Source organism: Sphingopyxis sp. H073, from assembly GCF_001468395.1.
In the GTDB taxonomy this organism is placed as follows: Bacteria; Pseudomonadota; Alphaproteobacteria; order Sphingomonadales; family Sphingomonadaceae; genus Sphingopyxis.
The window spans coordinates 298,806-315,751 of the sequence record NZ_LNSG01000003.1; the positions used below are offsets into that span (position 1 = coordinate 298,806).

Here is a 16,946-nt window from a genome sequence, read left to right on the forward strand (position 1 = left end):
CGCGATGACCGGGCCCGACCATCTCGATGCCGACCGCCTCTCCGCACCGGGCGGACATCCTCTGTGGCTGGTCGATGCAGCGGCCTGGCGCCGGCCCGTACCTCCGATCCAGGCGGTGGTGATCGGGATCGATCGCGCGGGCACCCTCCCGGACACCCGCACGGACGATTTCGACCTGCTGTTGACGTCGGCGGCCGACGCCCCCCGGCCATGGGTTTCGCTCGGCGCGCACGATTTTAATGCCGGCGTCGAGCGATTGGGCGCGGCGGTCTCGGCCAATCCGCTGGCGGCGACAATCGCCGCGCAGGTACTGCGGCTCACAGAAAAGCTGACGATGGCCGATGCACTCGCGGTGGAATCGCTCGCCTATTCCTCGCTGCTCGGCGGTGGTGAATTTGCGCGTTGGCACGCAGCGGCGAAGATCGATGCGGGCGCACCGGTCCCGCCTGCGCCGGTCCTGATCGAACGCGCCGGCAACCGGATCACCCTGACGCTCAACGATCCCGCCGCTCGCAACGCGATGACGGCGACGATGCGCGACGCACTATACGAGGCGCTCGCCAACGCCCTCGACGACCCCACCCGGCCCGAGCTCATCCTGCGCGGCGCCGGAAAATGCTTCTCGACCGGCGGCGCGCTGCCCGAATTCGGCACCGCGCGCGATCTGGCAGAGGCCCATGCCGTACGGACGCTGCACAGTTGCGCCCGCGCGCTCGACGCGCTCGGCGCCCGCGCAACCGTCCGGCTGCACGGCGCCTGCGTCGGCTCGGGTGTCGAGGTCGCTGCTGCCGCGCATTGGCGGATCGCGACATCAGATGCATGGTTTCAGCTGCCCGAGCTTTCGATGGGGCTGATCCCGGGAGCGGGTGGCACAGCGACGGTCACGCGCGCGATCGGACGGCACCGGACTCTGTGGATGCTGCTGTCGGGCAAGCGCGTCGGCGCGGCGCAGGCGCATAATTGGGGACTGGTGCACGCGATCGAGGGCGGCGCATGACTGCGCTGCTCGATGCGGTGGCGGCGGCTGGCGAGCGGCTGGTCGCCGCATCGGGCGGGCGCATCGCCTTCGACCCGCGCCGCGCGCTGTCCCGGCACGATGACCTGACGCTCGCCGCGCCGGGCGAGTGGTCGCCGAACCGCCATTGCCGGATGGTGAAGTGCAGCGAGGGCTGGATGGCGGTGTCGCTGGCCCGCGCGGAGGACCGCGAACTGGTGCCGGCGTGGACGGGCGCGGGACTCGACGACGAACCGTGGCAGGCGATCCTGGCCGCGGCCGGGGGGCGTACGGCGGACGCGATGGTGACGGCGGCGGCGGAGCTGCATATGCCGGTGGCACGGGTCGGCGAAGCCTCGCCGCTGGTGCTATCCGAGCTCCGGAACTGCGAGGCGAAGGACGGGATCGTACTCGACCTGTCGGCACTTTGGGCGGGTCCCTATTGCGGGGCGCTGCTCGCAGCGGCGGGGCATGCGGTGGTCAAGGTCGAGAGCGACGGGCGGCCCGACCCGACACGGCTGCATACGCCGCAGCTCGATGCGCGCCTGAATGGGGACAAGCGTCACGTGTCGGCCGAAATCGACGGCGCCGAACTGCGCTCGATGATCGGCGAGGCGCGGGTGCTGATCACGTCGGCGCGGCCGCATGCGCTGGCGCGGCTGGGGCTCGATGAAGAGCGTCTGTTCCGCATCAATCCCGACCTGTTGTGGATCGCAATCACCGCGCATGGCTGGCGCGGCGAGGCGGCGATGCGGGTGGGGTTCGGCGACGATTGCGCTGCGGCGGGCGGGCTGGTGCGCTGGACCGAGGAGCGACCGCAGTTCGTCGGCGATGCCCTCGCCGATCCGCTGACGGGATTGACCGCAGCGACGCTGGCGCTCGAGGCGCTGGCGGGGCAGCAAGGCGGGGTGATCGACGTTTCGCTTGCAAGGACGGCGGCGACTTTCGCAAAAGCGGTGGCGTGAGCGACAGTTTCGACCTGATCATCCGCAATGCACGCGGCGCCGACGGCGCCCCGCTCGCGGCGGGGGTGCGCGATGGGCGCATCGCCGCCATGGGCCCGGCGGTAGCCGGGCATGGCCCCGAATATGATGCGCGCGGGCTGACGCTCGGCGGCGGGTTGCACGATCACCATCTGCATTTGCTGGCGACCGCGGCACGGATGGAGTCGGTCGATTTGACCGATTGCCGCAGCGTCGATGCGGTGATCGCCCGGGTGCGTGCGGGTGCCGGCGCACCGGGGACTTGGGTGCGCGCGATCGGCTATGACGAGCGGGTGGCCGGGCTACCCGAGCGCGCAACGCTCGACCACTGGCTGGCTGACCGGCCGCTGCGGGTGCAGGATCGCACAGGGGGTTATTGGTTGCTCAACAGCGCGGGGGTGACGCTGCTCGGCGAAGCCCCCTTTCCCGCATGTGTCGAGCTTGGCGCGGACGAACAGCCGAATGGGCGGATCTGGCGCGGCGATGCGTGGCTGCGCGACCGGATCGGCGCCGCGCCGCCCTCGCTGGCGGCGCTGGGAGAGAAGTTCGTCAAATGGGGTGTGACCGGCGTGACCGATGCCGGGGCTTCGAACGGCGCGGCCGAGGCGGCACTGCTGTCGGGGGCGATGCCACAGCGGCTGGTGATGATGGGAACCGAGGCTTTGCCCGTGTGCGACGGCTATGCTCTTGGGCCCGTGAAGCTGCTGCTCGACGAAAATGATCTGCCGCCGGTCGAGGCGGTGGCGGCGCGGATTGTGGCGGCGCGGGCGCTGGCGCGGAATGTCGCGGCGCATTGCGTGACGCTGGGTGAACTGGTCTTCTATCTGGCGGCGCTGGAGGTTGCAGGCGGCGCGAAACCCGGCGACCGGATCGAGCATGGCGGGGTGATAGCGGCGAGCCTGATCCGCGACATCGCAGCGGCGGGTCTGACGGTGGTGACGCAGCCCAACTTTATCCATGATCGCGGGGATCGCTATCGGGCCCAGATGGACGGCGATATGCTGGGCGACCTCTATCGGCTCGGCTCGCTGGCGCGTGGCGGGGTGCGGGTGCTCGGGGGGTCGGACGCGCCTTATGGCGATGCGAACCCCTGGGTGGCCCTGCGCGCGGCGACCGATCGGCGGACGCGGGGCGGTGATGTGATCGGGGGCGGCGAAGCGGTCGGCCGGGCCGCGGCGCTGGCGCTATATCAGGGACCGCTTGCGGTCGGGGCGCCGGCGGACCTGATGCTGTACGATTGGCCCGGCGATAGCGACGGGCTTGGCGCCGTGGCGCTGACGCTGATCGGCGGCGAGATCGTCTGGCAGACCTAGTCGCGGACCAGCAGCATCGCACCCGCGAGCGGGCCGCCCGAAGTGGAGGTCGCACAGATGCGGGGGTCGCCCTTCACCTGCCGCGCCCCCGCGCGTCCCCATAGTTGCGTGCAGGCTTCGTGCACCGCGCCGTAGGCATGAAGCCGGCCGCCCGACAGCGCGCCGCCGCCGGTATTGACGGGCAGGTCGCCATCGAGCGCGATCCGCCTTCCGCCTTCAATGAAATCCTTGGCGCCGTAGCGCTCGCAAAAGCCGAAATTTTCGAGCCAATTGATCGTGTGGAAGCTGAAGCCATCGTAGAGCTGCGCGATGTCGACGTCGGCGGGTTTGAGGTCAGTGCGGCCCCACATCATCTCGGCGACTCTGGGCTGCGCCTGCGTGTCGAGCTCGGCGAGTTGTGTCCAGCTGTTGCGGTAACGCATCGACGAGCCGATCGCCTCGATCCGGATCGGCTGGTTCCTTAGGCCCCGCGCGACGTCCATCCGCGACACTATGATCGCAGCGGCGCCGTCGATCGGCACGTCGCAATCGTACAAGCGCAGCGGCGTCGCGATGATCGGCGAAGCGAGATAATCGTCGAGGCTGATCGGCGTCTTGTAGATTGCCTTGGGATTGAGCGCGGCATTGCGACGCTGGTTGACCGCGATCTGCCCGACCTGCTCGGGAGTAATCCCGCTCTTGTGGACATAAAGGTTGAAGAACAGCGCCTGCTGCAGCGCCGCGGCGTAGGTGTAATAGGGCGCGTACCACGAAAAAGGCCCAGCCTGCCGCTGCCCTTCGCGGAGCAGCGAGTTGGCATAAGCGGTTTTGCGCGCGGTCGCTTCGTACATCGTCCGAAAGATCAATACATTGCGACACAGCCCCGCTGCGATCGCACCGATCGCGTTGAATACCGCACCATATTGGCCCGGTGCTTCACCGCCGCCCGCATACCAGTTCACCTCCAGCCGCAACGCGTCCTGCAACGCCGCGCAGCCGACCGGCGAGAAACCCGAACCGTCCGCGCGCTCGCCTGGCCAGGTCGCAATGCCGTCGATATCGGCGCGTGTCAGGCCCGCATCGGCGATGGCCTCGAGCGCGGCGTCGACGGTCAGCGCAAGCGCCGACCTGGTCGCGCCGCGCGACACGTCGGACATGCCGACGCCGCTGATCGCGGTATTCTTTTCGGCGAAGCGGATCATGATTGGACCGGCCGGAAAAGCGGGATCCACAGATCGCCGGACGGCTCGAAAACGACTTCGACAGCCATGTCGAACGTCACGTCCTCGGTCGCACAGTCGACAATATTGCAGGGGATGCGGACATCGTCCTGCTCGTCGATTGAGACAAGCGCGAGCACATAGGGAACCGGCAGACCCGGTACCCACGCCTTGTGATTGACCGTGAAAGTGACGACGCGCCCGCGCCCCGACACCGCTTCGGGCGCGACCTTGCGGCTTTCGCATTGTGGGCAGAACGGGACCGGCGGATGCACGTAATATTCGCAGTCCCCGCAACGATGGATGGCAAGCCTGCCCTCTCGCCCCCACGTCCAATAGGCTTCGCTGTCGCGGTCAATGACGGGCAGGATGCGCGGCGGTGCTTCAGTCATTCTGACTCTCCCACTTATAACACCAGGTCATAAACCAATAGTTGACACATCGTCAATTTTTGCGATGATGCGCGCAACAACAAATCAGCTGGAAGAGGAGAGTCGCCATGCGGATGGACGATATGGTCATCATCAGTGTGGACGATCACGCGATCGAACCGCCGGAGGCGTTCATTCGCCACTATCCCGAGGGCAAGAAAGATCGCGCGCCGCGCATCGTCCAGGACAAGGGCAAGGACGTCTGGCTGTGGAACGGCCAGCGCTTTCCGACGATCGGGCTGAACGCGGTGGTCGGCCGGCCGCGCAGCGAATATGGGATGGAGCCGAGCTCGTTCGAGCAGCTGCGCCCCGGCACCTATGATCCGAAGCTGCGCGTCGACGACATGAACGCGAACGGCGTGCTTGCGTCGCTCAACTTCCCGACGATGCCCAGTTTCGCCGGTGGCACCTTCGTCGGCATGGCGCAGAAGGATCCCGAAGAGGCACTGCTCGCCTGCCGCGCGTGGAACGACTGGCATGTCCAGGAATGGTGCGCCGCCGCGCCCGGCCGCTTCATTCCGATGTGCCTGATCCCGATGTGGAGCATGGACGACACGCTCGCCGAACTGAAGCGGATGCGCGATCTGGGCGTTCATGCCGTCAGCTTCTCCGACAATCCGTCGAACATCGGCCTGCCGAGCATTCACAACGAATATTGGGAGCCGTTCTGGAAAGCGTGCAGCGACTACAAGATGGTGATCAACTGCCATATCGGCACCGGCGCGCGCGCGATGCATCCCTCGCCCGAAAGCCCGATCGATGCGTGGATCACCGCGATGCCGATCTCGATCGCCAACTCGGCCGCCGACTGGACCTTCGCCAAATTCTGGCAGCGCTACCCCGATCTACGCATGGCGCTGAGCGAGGGCGGCATCGGCTGGATCCCCTATTTCCTCGAGCGCGCCGATTTCACGCACGAGCATCATCACGAATGGACCTTCACCGATTTCGGCGGCGAGCGTCCGTCGGACCTGTTCAAGCGCCACATCATCTGCTGCTTCATCGACGACCAGTTCGGGGTGAAGAACCTCGAATATATGAACGAGGACATGGTCTGCTACGAGTGCGACTATCCGCACTCGGATACAGTATGGCCCAATGTTCCCGAATATCTCTGGGCATCGGTCAATGGGTTGCCCAAAGAAACGATCGACAAGATCACGCACCTCAATGTGATGCGCGAATATAGCTTCGACGCCTTCGCGCTGAACGGCGGGCGCGAGAATTGCACCGTCGCGCACTTGCGCGAACTCGGCAAGGACGTCGACGTCAGCCCAAGGCACAATCTGGGCGGGCTCAAGACCGACAGCATGGATGCGATCGGCCAGGCGCGGCGTCCGGTGACGTCGGGCGACATCGAACGCATGTTTGCTTCGGCCTGATCGATGGCAACGATCGCCGAACGCTGCCCGGTTGCGCGCGCCGGGGCCGATGCTCCGCCCGCGCCGGCGCATGTGCCGCCCGAGCTGGTACTCGACACCCGCTTTGCCGCGGGGATCGTGCCCAACGACCTTGTGGAGCCGTATCGCCCCGGGGACATTGTGCGCGACGCGGCCTTCCCGCCCATTCATTATTACCCTTGGCCGATCAGCGGCAACCGCCATGGCGCCTGGGTCGTGACGCGATATGAGGACATCCGCCGCGTCTATGAAGACAATGACCTCTTTTCCTCCGAAGGCGTCGCGCAGTTCCAGATGCTCGCAGGAGAAAACTTCCCTTCGATCCCGCTCGGCATCGATCCGCCCGATCATGGCCGCTATCGCAAATTCCTGAACCCCTGGTTCACCCCCGTGGCGATGAACGAACGCGAACCGCGCATCCGCGAAATCATCGGCGGGATGATCGACGAATTCGCGGGCAAGGGCGAAGTCGACATCGCCTATGATTTCGGGCGGGTCTTTCCCGTAAAGGTCTTCCTCGACCTGATGGGCTTTCCCTTTTCGATGTTCGATCAGTTCCTCGATTGGGAATGGAATATCCTGCACGAAGAGGCGATCGAGAAGAAGGCCGAGGCGGTGCGCGGCATCCTCGCCTATCTGCGTCACTTCATCGCCGAAAAACAGGCGGCTCCCGACAATACGCTCGGCAGCTATATCGCCAATGGGTCGATCGACGGCCAGCCGCTGACCGACGACGAGATCATTGGCATGACCTGGTTCCTGTGGCTCGGCGGGCTCGACACCGTCGCCTCCACCGTCAGCCAGATGTTCCGGCGCCTTGCGATGCACCCCGGCTTGCAGGCACAAATCCGGGGCGACAAGTCGCTGATCAACTCGGCCGTCGAGGAATTCTTGCGCACCCAGCCGCTCGTCAATTCGGGCCGCAAGGTGAAGCGCGATTTCGAATGGCACGGTGTCCAGATCAGGGCGGGGGACTGGGTCAGCGTGTTCAACACGTCCGGCAATTTCGATGACGCGCAGTTCGCTTGCCCGCACCAGTTCGACGCAGCCCGCAAGAACAATCGCCATTTCACGCTCGCGGGCGGGGTCCACATCTGCCTTGGCGCGCATCTTGCGCGGCGCGAGCTGCGCGTGTTGCTCGACGAATGGTTCGACCGCATCCCGCACGAATTCCGTATCAAGGAGGGCACCGACACGACGGTCGTCCCCAGCCTGCTGTCGATCCGCAACCTGCCGATCGTCTGGAACAGCTAGACCGCCTGACAAGGACAGAAGCATGGCCTTTTTGAAATATGACGACGCCATTTATGTCGGCGGCGAATGGCAGAAGACCGACCAGCGCGAGGCGGTGATCAATCCGGCCGACGAGAGCCTGTTGATCGAAGCCCCAGTCGGCAGCGCGGCGCAGGTCGATGCTGCGATCGGCGCGGCCCGTCTGGCGTTCGATCAGGGAGATTGGGCCTATATGCCTGTGTCCCAGCGGCAGGCGATATTGAACCGCTTCCTCGATGCGCTCGACGCGCGCAAGGCCGCGATTATCGATATGATCGTCGCAGAGGCGGGAGCCACGCGGATGCTCGCCGAGTTCCTGCAATATGGCATTCCGATGAAGCATGCGCGGCGGACGGTCGAGCTCGCCTCGCGTCCCGCGGTGTCCTCGCTACCGGTCGAGCTGACCCCCAATGCGCAGGGCCGCACGACGCTGGGCACCGGGGTGGTCAGCCGCGAACCGGTCGGCGTCGTCGCCGCGATTTCGCCGTACAACTTCCCCTTCTTCCTCAACATTGGCAAGGTGATCCCCGCGCTTGCGGTGGGCTGTACCGTGGTGCTGAAACCTTCGCCCTACACGCCGATGGAGGCGCTGGTCCTCGGCGAGATCGCCGACGAGGTTGGGCTACCCAAAGGCGTGCTGAGCATCGTGACCGGTGACATCGAAACCGGCAAGCTGCTCACAACCGACCCCCGTGTCGATCTCGTCCATTTCACGGGTTCGGACAAGGTTGGGTCAATGATCCAGTCGCAGGCGGCGCCGACGCTCAAGCGCATCGTGATGGAGCTGGGCGGCAAATCGGCGCTGATCGTCCGCGCCGACGCCGATATCCAGAAGGCTGCGGCAGCGGGCATCATGGGCTTTACCACCCATGGCGGCCAAGGCTGCGCGCTCACCACACGGCACCTGGTCCACAACAGCATCCGCCCGCAATTCGTCGCGGCGATGCAAGCGATGCTCGGCCATCTCAAGATCGGCAACCCGGCCGATCCGACGGTCAATTACGGTCCGCTGATCCGCGAAGTTGCGCGCAAGCGCACCGAGGATTATGTCGCGATCGCGCAGGATGAAGGCGCGACGCTCGTTGCGGGCGGCAAACGACCCGAGGAGCTCGAAAAGGGTTTCTATTACGAGCCCACGCTGTTCGACAATGTGAAGAACGATAGCCGTCTGGCGCAAGAAGAAGTGTTCGGGCCGATCGGCGCGGTTATCGGCTTCGACGACGATGCCGAAGCCATTGCGATGGCGAATGACAGCGATTTCGGCCTGTCGGGCGCGATTTTTTCGGCCGATGCAGGCGAAGCCTATCGCATGGCGCTGAAGCTGCGCACCGGCGGTGTATCGATCAATGGCGGCGCCGGCACGATGCAGTCCGACGCTCCGTTCGGCGGGATCAAGCGCTCGGGCTATGGCCGCGAATATGGCGAGGATGGCCTCAACGAATTCACCTATCAAAAGGTGATCGGCTTTCACGCCGAATAGGGAGAACGCGCATGACCAAAGTGATGTCCGGCATCCGCGTCCTCGAGGTCGCGCAATTTACCTTCGTGCCCGCGGCGGGCGGCGTGATGACCGACTGGGGCGCCGATGTCATCAAGATCGAGCATCCGGTGCGCGGCGATGCGCAGCGCGGTATCCAGATGCTGCAGCGGCTTGCGGTCAATCCGCAGCGTTCGTCGCTGATGCAACATCCGAACCGGGGGAAACGCAGCGTCGGGATCGACATTTCAACCGAGGAAGGCCGCGAACTGCTCTACGAGATCGCGAAGACCGCTGACGTTTTCCTGACCAACTATCTCCCCTCGGCGCGGCAGAAGCTGGGGATCGACATCGAGCATATCCGCGCGGCGAACCCCGACATCATCTATGTCCGCGGCAGCGCCTTCGGCGACAAGGGACCCGAGCGCGACAAGGGCGGTTTCGACAGCACGGCCTATTGGGCGCGCGGCGGCTCGGCGGTGCTGGTGACGCCGAAGGAGCTCGACGGGCCGCTGACTCAGCCGGGACCGGCCTATGGCGACACCATCGGCGGCATGAACATCGCGGGCGGCATTGCGGCGGCGCTGTTCCACCGCGAGCGCACCGGCGAGGCGACCGAAGTCGATGTGTCTTTGCTGTCTTCCGGCATTTGGGCGACCGCCTGCTCGGTCGATGTCGCGATGGAACTGGGCGCCGATCCGTTCGAAAACCAGATGCCCGGCGGCAGCCAAGCCGTGGGCACCAATCCCTTCATGGGGGTGTTCAAGACATCCGACGGCAAGTTCATCAACCTGACCGTGCTGTCGCCCGGCCCTTATATCGAGGATGTCTTCGGCCATCTCGGTATCCCCGAGGCGGCGCAGGACGAACGTTTTTCGACTGCCGAGGCGATCATGGCGAATGCGACCGAAGCCTATCCGCTGGTCAAGCAAGCGATCGCGGCGCAGCCCTATGCCTATTGGATCCAGCATCTCAAGACGATGAAGGGGCAATGGGCCGCGTACCAGTCCGTGCATGACGTCTCGAGCGATGAGCAGGTACTGGCGAACGACCTGATCTTCGAGGTCGAGAGCGCCGATGGGGGTGCGCCGATCCGGCTCGTCGCCAACCCGGTCCAGTTCAACCGTGCCGGCGTCCAAAATACCCGCGCGCCCGAGGCATCGGAGCATACCGAGCTGTTCCTGATGGAATTGGGGCTCGAATGGGACCGCATCGAGGATCTCAAGGACAAAAAGGCGATCGCCTGACGGGCAAAGGCGGCATGGCCGTCCCTCCGCTTCGCGTCGGTATCATTGGCGCGGCTTGGGGCGCCAGAGCACATCTGCCTGCCTGGCGTAGCCTCGACGGGATCGAAGTCACCGCGATCTGTACCTCGCGCCCCGAAACGGCCGCCAAGGCGGCATCAGACTTCGGCATCGCGCGCGCGTTTCATGACTTTCGCAAAATGGCGACCGACCCCGAAATCGATATCGTCGATTGCGGGACACGGCCGCCGCTGCGCTTTGCCATGGTGATGGCGGCGCTCGGCGCGGCCAAGCATGTCTATAACGGCATTCCATTTGCGAAGGATCTCGCCGACGCAAAAACCATGGTCGACGCGTGGCATAAGGCGGGCACTGTAGCGGTGGTCGATGCCTTCATGCAGGCCGTGCCCGCGATGGTGCAAATGAAAGCGATGGTCGACGCGGGATGGATCGGCGAAGTCTTCGGCGCCGATATCGCGTTCGAAGTGCCGTTGTTCAGCGCCGCACAAACCAACGTGCCGGGCTATGTCTGGTTCGCCGATGCCGCCAATGGCGCCAGCGCGGGACGCAACCTCGGCAGCCATATGCTGAGCCTCCTCGTCCATTTCTTCGGGCCCGTCGCATCGGTCGCTTCGGATATGTCGCTGGCGCTAAAAGAATGGCCGCTCGCGGGGGAAATCATTCGCCCAGAAGTCCCCGACCGCGCCTCGATGCTGCTGCGCCATGCGTCGGGTTTGCCGACGCGGCTGGAGGCGAATTGGTCGAAGATCGGCGGCGATGGATTTCGCTTTTCGGTCTGGGGATCGAAGGGGCGGCTGGAAGCACGCGCGCCGGTGTTCCCGATGGCGCACGACACAATTCTATCGGGGACGCGCGATCCAGCGCTGGGCACCGCGAAGATGGAACCAGTCGAAATTGAGGCGGAATATCTGCACATATCCGGCTGCCACGCCATTCATGACAGACCCGAGACCGGATTGCTCGCGTTGGCGTCGATCTTTGCGGCGATGCGCGATGCGATCAACGGTATAGGTCGAGCCGCGCCGGATTTCGCCCAAGCGTACCATGTGCATGCCATCGTCGAAGCCGCCACTCAGGCCGCGAGCGAGCGGCGCTGGATCGACCTTGCCATCTAGTCCCTCCGCAGCAGCATCGAACCCGCGATGAAGCCGCCGCCCATGCCGCACACAGCGGTCTTGGCGCCCTCCACCTGTCGCCCATCCGCTTGGCCCCACAGCTGCGTACAAGCCTCGTGCAGCAATCCAAATCCGTGGAGCCGTCCGCCCGACAATTGGCCGCCGCCCGTGTTCACCGGGAAACGCCCTCCCGGACCGATGTTACCCTCCGCTATGAAATCTTTCGCTTCACCATGACCGCAGAAACCGAAGGCCTCGAGCCAATAGGGCACGAAGATGCTGAAGCCGTCGTAAAGCGCGAGCACATCGACGTCGGCAGGCCTCATTTCGGTACGCTTCCACATCTCCGCGGCCGCGTCATGGGCGCCCATCGTGGTGAGATCGGCGCGTTGATCCCAGCTTTCCTGCGAGCCGAGCGCCGCGCCCATTGCCTCGATCGCCAGCGGTGGGCGCGCGCAATCCTTTGCCGCGTCAGCGGCCGAGACGATGATCACGCACGCCCCGTCGATCGGCACGTCGCAGTCGAACAGGCCGAGCGGCGACGAGATCATCCGCGCGCCCAGATAATCCTCCATCGTCAATGGCGATTGCATAACGGCAGTGGGGTTATGCTGCGCAAAGGCGCGCTGGCCGGTTGCGATCATGCCCAGATGCTCGCGGGTCATGCCGAACTCGTGGAAATAGCGCGTTGCCATCCAGCCCGCCCAGTTCGACGCCGACATCGCATTCGCCGGAACGAGATAGCTGTACCAGCCGCCGAGCCGCGCGCGCCCCGCGCCGGGAATGCTCGCGCGCTGGGTCGCGGTTTGCGAGCTGCTTTCGGTAAGCGCGCGAAAGCAAAGCACGTGGCGCGCCTGCCCGGTGGCAACCGCCATTGCAGCCACCATCAGCGGCGCCATCTGCGACGGGCCATCGGGGACGGCGCTATGCCAGCGGGTCTTGAGGCCAAGCGCGTTACGGACTTCGCCGGTGCCGAGCGGCGACATGCCGGGCGAGTTGTCCGCCTTGCCCGGATAGGTCGAGATGCCGTCGATATCCTCTTTCGTCAGGCCCGCGCATTCGAGCGCGCGACGCGCGGCCTCGGCGAGATGCACCATCGCGGGGCGTCCGGTCTTGCGCCCGATGTCGGACATGCCGACCCCGGTGATCGCGGCGTTGAGGGTCATTGCGCGGGCTCCCACCGGGGGAGCCATATGTCGTCGATGTTGAGGAAAACGACTTTCATTGTCTGGCCGATGGCTACGCTTTCGGGGTCGGCGTTCACCACCTCGGCGGTGACGCGCACGCCGGGGGCGCCATCGATATCGACCACCGCGAGCGCGAAGGGCACCGCCATTCCGGGCGCCCATGGCTGATGGTTGACGGTATAGGTGTAGACGGTGCCGGTGCCGGGGACGGCGCGGCTTTCGACCTTGTCGCTCCAGCATTTGGGGCAGATCAGCTGCGGCGGGTGGATCGCGTGCCGGCAGTCGGCGCAGAAGGCGATCATCAGCTTGCCCTCGGCGCCGCCGGTCCAGAAGGCGGTGTTTTCGGGGGTGAGTTCGGGGAGCGGTCTCATGGTTGTTCCTGCGGCTGGATGTTGCGCGGCAGCGCAAAGGCGACGAGGATCGCCGCAATGCACAGCGCGACGATAACGACGACGGTGAGGTCGTAGGCGAAGGGCGAGGGATAGGTTTCGTCGCCGCGGCGGACGACATCGACCGCGAGCAAGATCGTCACCATCTGCGCGCCGATGCCCAGAAACAGCTGGCGAATGACGGTGAGCATCCCCGAAATCTCGCTGATCCGCTCCGGCGGCGACGCCTGTGCGATGATCGTCGGGGCGACCGAAAAGAGCATCGTCGCGCCGAAGCTGATGACGATAAGCTGGGCGACAACAACCGCAAAGCTGTTCACGTCGAGAATGAAATAGAGGAGCCAGCCGACGGTTGTGACCAGCCCGCCCACGACGATCGCGAAGCGTCCCCCTCCCCGTCCGGCGAGCCAGCCGCCGAGCGGTCCTGCAAAGGCCGAACTGAGGTTAGATGGCAATTTGGCGAGCCCGGCCACGGTCGCCGAGAAGCCAAGCCCGGCAACGGTCCATGCCGGCGCCTGAAGCAGCAACGAGAAGAAAACGGTAATCTGCAGCGTGCTCATCGAAACGAGCGCGGTGACGGCGCCGCCGACGGCAATCGTGCGGTTGCCGAAACTGCGGATCGCGATCAACGGATTGGGGCTGGCGAGGCTGCGTTGCACCCACCAGGCGACGAGCGCGATACCGGCGACGAGCGCGGCGAGCGACCAAGGATCTCCCCATCCCCAATCCTTTCCGGTGCTGAAATAGACGAGGATCAGCGCAACCCCTGGCGCGAACGCAAGCCCCGAGAACCAGTCGACGGGTGGTCCCGAAAGGCGGCGCGGCGATACCGGAACGAAGGCGAGCAGCGCGAGCGCAGCGGTGATGCAGAGGCCCGCGCTGGTGAAGAAAATGCCGTGCCAGCTGAACTGGTCGACGACCATGCCGCCGATGACAAGCCCCGCCGCGGTGCCGATCGACGCACCCGAAATCATCAGCCCGATCGCCATGGGGGCGCGGTCCTTGGCCATATTTTCGTGCACGAGTCCGATGCAGAGCGGCAGGATGGCGCCGGTAACCCCCTGCATCAAGCGGCCGGCGAGCAGCACCGGAAAATTGGTCGAGAGCGCACTGATCAGCGAACCGACCGCGCCGATCGCAAGGACAACGATCAGCGTCCGGCGCCGCCCGAACATGTCGCCGATCCGGCCCACCACCGCCGCAATCGCGGCGCCGACGATGAGGTAGCCGGTGATCAGCCAGCCGACCATCGCGGGATTGCCGAAATCCTGAATCAGCCTCTTCAGTGCTGCGAGGATCATCGCGGTCTCGAACGAACCGGTGACCTCGGCAATCCAGAGCGCGCCGATCAGCAGCGGAAGGTTGCGGCGCCCCTCCACCCTAGTCGGCGGCCTGTTTCGCCCCGTCGGGCACCCCGACCTGCGCCGCGCGCACCTCGACAAGGTCGATCCCGATGTCGGCGGGAAGTCCGATGACGGCGAGCAGCGCCTCGGCCATCGATTCGGGCGCGGCCGATTCGCCGGTCATCGCGGCATGGCCGGTTTCAACGATCTTCTTGTAGAAGGCCTCGACCGTCTCCTGCGACCAGGCCTTGCCGCCCGAACCGCCCTTGACCGATCCCGAGCGCAATATGGTGACGCGGATATCGTCGGCGCGCAGTTCATCGCGCAGCCCCTGGCACAGCGTTTCGACCGCAGCTTTGGTGGCGGCGTAGAGCGCTAGCATCGGAAACGGCATGCGGACCGATTCACTGCTGATCGCGACGATCTGCCCCTTGCTGGCGCGCAGGTGCGGGATGCTGGCGCGGATCAGCCACGCGACGCCGAGGATGTTGATGTCGACATGACTGCGGACGATGTCGTCGCTGCCATGCTCGAAAGCGAAGGGGTGATAGACGGCGGCGTTGGCGACGACGACATCGATGCGACCAAAATGTTCGACAGTCTGCGCGACCGCGGCATCGACGGCGTCCGAGGCGGTGACGTCGCAGGGCAGCGCGAGCACGGCTTCACCAAATTCCTCGGTGAGCGACGCCAGTTCGTCCGATGGGCGGGCAAGGCAGGCCACGCGCATTCCTGCTCCGACCAAAGCGGCGACGAAATGCCGCCCCATCCCTTTCGATGCGCCGGTCACTACCGCGACCTTGCCCGCCAGCCTCTCCATCCCGAATCCCCGATTTCCGTCTGTTTCTTATCATTTTTGACGATACGTCAATTTTTTGCCATATCGCAAGCCTGCTGTTAGGATTGGGCATGAAAAACAGGGGCAGGACCGGATTTCGATGACCGAACAGGCGCTGGTGGATCAGGACGCGCCCGAAGCGATTCGCCGCAAGCTGGGCGCCAAGGGGCAGCGCACGCGGCAGCAGCTGATCGACGCGACGGTCGCGCTGCTCGAAACGCATGGGCTGCGCGACGTGTCGGTGGTCGACGTGGCGCGCGCCGCGCAAACCTCGCCGGCCACTTTCTATGTCTATTTCAAGGGCGTGCCCGAGGTCGTTCTTGCGGCGCTCGAAAGTGCGACGCAGACCTCGCCCGAACTGGAAGCGATCATCGCACGCGACTGGTTGAAACCGGGGGCCGCGGCGGACGCGCGGATGTTCGTCGATCACTACACCGAAATCTGGAACCGCAACCGCACGATCTTCGTCGTCCGCAACCTGGCCGCCGAAGAGGGCGACGCGCGTTTTTACGAGGCACGCATGAACCTGGCGCGGCCGATCATGGGCGCGATCAGCGAACAGGTCGAGCGCGCGCAGGCGGCGGGCCGCATTCCCGCCGACCTTTCGCCACGGTCATGCGCGGGGACGATGCTGATGATGCTCGAACGCCTGTCGGCCATCGGACCGATGAGCCGCGACGATGATGGGGTCGGCTATGCCGACCTCAAAGCCGCGGCGGCGCATAGTATCGCGATGATGCTGGGCGCGCGGGAATAGCTGTAGTGAACCTCCCTATGCCGGAGGCTTGGGGAGGTGGCAGCGCGGAGCGCTGACCGAGGGGCGATAGCGCAGCGTAGCAGCCCCTCCACCACTCGCTGCGCGAGCGCCCCCTTCCCCATCGCTTCGCGACAGGGAGGATTCGTCATGCCGCGGACGCTTCCGCAATCATTTGCTGGATGTTGAGCACGCCGGTGGCGAGTCCCCCGGCGAGGCCAGCATCCACCGGCAGGCAGACCCCGCTGACAAAGCGCGCCGCGTCGCTGTTGAGCAGGATCAGCGGCAACGCCTGTTCCTCGGGGGTCGAATAACGCCCCTTCGCCTTGGCGAATGCGCCGAGCACCGCGTCCCCCGCAATCTTGCGGAATTCGCCAAGCATGGGCGTATCGATCGGACTGGGCATCGTGCAATTGATGCGGATGTCGCGGCCGATCAGGTCGGGCGCGCTGACCTGCGTCCATGTGTTGATGAGCTCTTTCGACAGCGTGTACGGATCGCCAAGGTCGGCGGCGCGGTCGGCGTACCACTGCCGCGCTTCGGCAAAGTCGGTGATGCCCATAAATTCACGCAGCAACGGCTGCCGCGCCAGATAGCCCATGCCGGCAAGCGACGAAACGCTGACGATCGCGGCGCCGGGATTGAGGTGCGGAATCCAGCCCTCGGTCCACGCGCGGATGCCCAGAAAGTTGACGGTGACGACATCCTCGCCGGGGAAGGTCTGCGGCAGACCCGAGACGTTGAACACGGCGTCGATCTTGCCGCCGATGCTGGAGATCCCGGCGGCGATGGCGTCGGGCTTTTTAAGGTCGACTTCGGTGAAACTGGCAAGGTTCACGGGGGAGGCTTTGATGTCGGCGCCATGCACTTCGGCACCGAGATCGACCAGCAAGCGGGCCGCGGCTTCGCCGGTTCCCGAGAAGCAGCCCATGACGACGACGCGCTTGCCCTTATAGCCCAAAATATCCCTAGCCATTGACCCAGAC

At 65.3% G+C, this 16,946-nt stretch carries 16 protein-coding genes; 9 read left to right on the forward strand and 7 right to left on the reverse strand.

Annotated features, from left to right (window positions below; all coding sequences use genetic code 11):
* The first annotated feature begins 4 nt into the window (after positions 1-4).
* Genes ATE64_RS06905 through ATE64_RS06915 form a run of 3 tightly spaced genes read left to right on the forward strand, consistent with a single transcriptional unit; the run spans position 5 to position 3,290 of the window.
* The gene (locus ATE64_RS06905) at positions 5-997 is read left to right on the forward strand and encodes an enoyl-CoA hydratase/isomerase family protein (protein ID WP_058453999.1); all 993 of its coding nucleotides are present in this window, start codon (positions 5-7) and stop codon (positions 995-997) included.
* Complete coding sequence (locus tag ATE64_RS06910) at positions 994-1,959, forward strand: CoA transferase (protein WP_058454000.1); 966 nt, start codon at positions 994-996, stop codon at positions 1,957-1,959. The genes ATE64_RS06905 and ATE64_RS06910 overlap by 4 nt, the downstream gene beginning before the upstream one ends.
* Positions 1,956-3,290 carry an amidohydrolase family protein gene (locus tag ATE64_RS06915; RefSeq protein ID WP_058454001.1) on the forward strand — a complete coding sequence of 445 codons (1,335 nt, stop codon included), beginning with the start codon at positions 1,956-1,958 and terminating at the stop codon, positions 3,288-3,290. The genes ATE64_RS06910 and ATE64_RS06915 overlap by 4 nt, the downstream gene beginning before the upstream one ends.
* On the opposite strand, the gene ATE64_RS06920 is transcribed toward ATE64_RS06915, so the two are convergent.
* A complete protein-coding gene (locus ATE64_RS06920; protein ID WP_058454002.1) occupies positions 3,287-4,471 on the reverse strand; it encodes a thiolase family protein in 1,185 nt (394 codons plus the stop codon). The genes ATE64_RS06915 and ATE64_RS06920 overlap by 4 nt on opposite strands.
* Positions 4,468-4,881: an OB-fold domain-containing protein gene (locus ATE64_RS06925; RefSeq protein WP_058454003.1), complete on the reverse strand. Its 414-nt coding sequence runs from the start codon at positions 4,879-4,881 to the stop codon at positions 4,468-4,470. Before ATE64_RS06925 ends, ATE64_RS06920 begins: the two co-directional genes overlap by 4 nt.
* A 107-nt stretch (positions 4,882-4,988) precedes the next feature.
* Here ATE64_RS06925 and ATE64_RS06930 point away from each other — a divergent pair, with 107 nt between their 5' ends.
* The 5 genes from ATE64_RS06930 to ATE64_RS06950 are packed head-to-tail and all read left to right on the forward strand — an operon-like array spanning position 4,989 to position 11,449.
* The gene (locus ATE64_RS06930) at positions 4,989-6,302 is read left to right on the forward strand and encodes an amidohydrolase family protein (protein WP_058454004.1); all 1,314 of its coding nucleotides are present in this window, start codon (positions 4,989-4,991) and stop codon (positions 6,300-6,302) included.
* Between the two features lie 3 nt (positions 6,303-6,305).
* The gene (locus tag ATE64_RS06935) at positions 6,306-7,574 is read left to right on the forward strand and encodes a cytochrome P450 (protein ID WP_058454005.1); all 1,269 of its coding nucleotides are present in this window, start codon (positions 6,306-6,308) and stop codon (positions 7,572-7,574) included.
* Positions 7,575-7,596: 22 nt separating this feature from the next.
* Positions 7,597-9,072: an aldehyde dehydrogenase family protein gene (locus tag ATE64_RS06940; protein ID WP_058454006.1), complete on the forward strand. Its 1,476-nt coding sequence runs from the start codon at positions 7,597-7,599 to the stop codon at positions 9,070-9,072.
* A gap of 11 nt (positions 9,073-9,083) precedes the next feature.
* Entirely contained in the window at positions 9,084-10,316 is a 1,233-nt protein-coding gene (locus ATE64_RS06945) for a CaiB/BaiF CoA-transferase family protein (protein WP_197410112.1), read from the forward strand.
* Positions 10,317-10,330: 14 nt separating this feature from the next.
* Positions 10,331-11,449, forward strand: coding sequence for a Gfo/Idh/MocA family oxidoreductase (locus ATE64_RS06950; protein WP_058454007.1), 1,119 nt, complete (start codon positions 10,331-10,333; stop codon positions 11,447-11,449).
* Here the strand turns inward: ATE64_RS06950 and ATE64_RS06955 are convergent.
* From ATE64_RS06955 to ATE64_RS06970, 4 genes are read right to left on the reverse strand one after another with little or no spacing between them, the layout of a single operon-like run.
* Complete coding sequence (locus tag ATE64_RS06955) at positions 11,446-12,615, reverse strand: thiolase family protein (protein ID WP_058454008.1); 1,170 nt, start codon at positions 12,613-12,615, stop codon at positions 11,446-11,448. The genes ATE64_RS06950 and ATE64_RS06955 overlap by 4 nt on opposite strands.
* Positions 12,612-13,007, reverse strand: coding sequence for a Zn-ribbon domain-containing OB-fold protein (locus ATE64_RS06960; protein WP_058454009.1), 396 nt, complete (start codon positions 13,005-13,007; stop codon positions 12,612-12,614). Before ATE64_RS06960 ends, ATE64_RS06955 begins: the two co-directional genes overlap by 4 nt.
* The gene (locus tag ATE64_RS06965) at positions 13,004-14,404 is read right to left on the reverse strand and encodes an MFS transporter (protein WP_058454010.1); all 1,401 of its coding nucleotides are present in this window, start codon (positions 14,402-14,404) and stop codon (positions 13,004-13,006) included. Before ATE64_RS06965 ends, ATE64_RS06960 begins: the two co-directional genes overlap by 4 nt.
* Before the next feature lies 1 nt (position 14,405).
* A complete protein-coding gene (locus ATE64_RS06970) occupies positions 14,406-15,188 on the reverse strand; it encodes an SDR family NAD(P)-dependent oxidoreductase (RefSeq protein WP_058454011.1) in 783 nt (260 codons plus the stop codon).
* 118 nt (positions 15,189-15,306) lie between these two features.
* Here ATE64_RS06970 and ATE64_RS06975 point away from each other — a divergent pair, with 118 nt between their 5' ends.
* Positions 15,307-15,963: a TetR family transcriptional regulator gene (locus ATE64_RS06975; RefSeq protein ID WP_058454012.1), complete on the forward strand. Its 657-nt coding sequence runs from the start codon at positions 15,307-15,309 to the stop codon at positions 15,961-15,963.
* A gap of 145 nt (positions 15,964-16,108) precedes the next feature.
* Here ATE64_RS06975 and ATE64_RS06980 read toward each other — a convergent pair whose 3' ends face one another.
* Positions 16,109-16,936: a coniferyl-alcohol dehydrogenase gene (locus ATE64_RS06980; RefSeq protein WP_058454013.1), complete on the reverse strand. Its 828-nt coding sequence runs from the start codon at positions 16,934-16,936 to the stop codon at positions 16,109-16,111.
* Between the last annotated feature and the right edge of the window lie 10 nt (positions 16,937-16,946).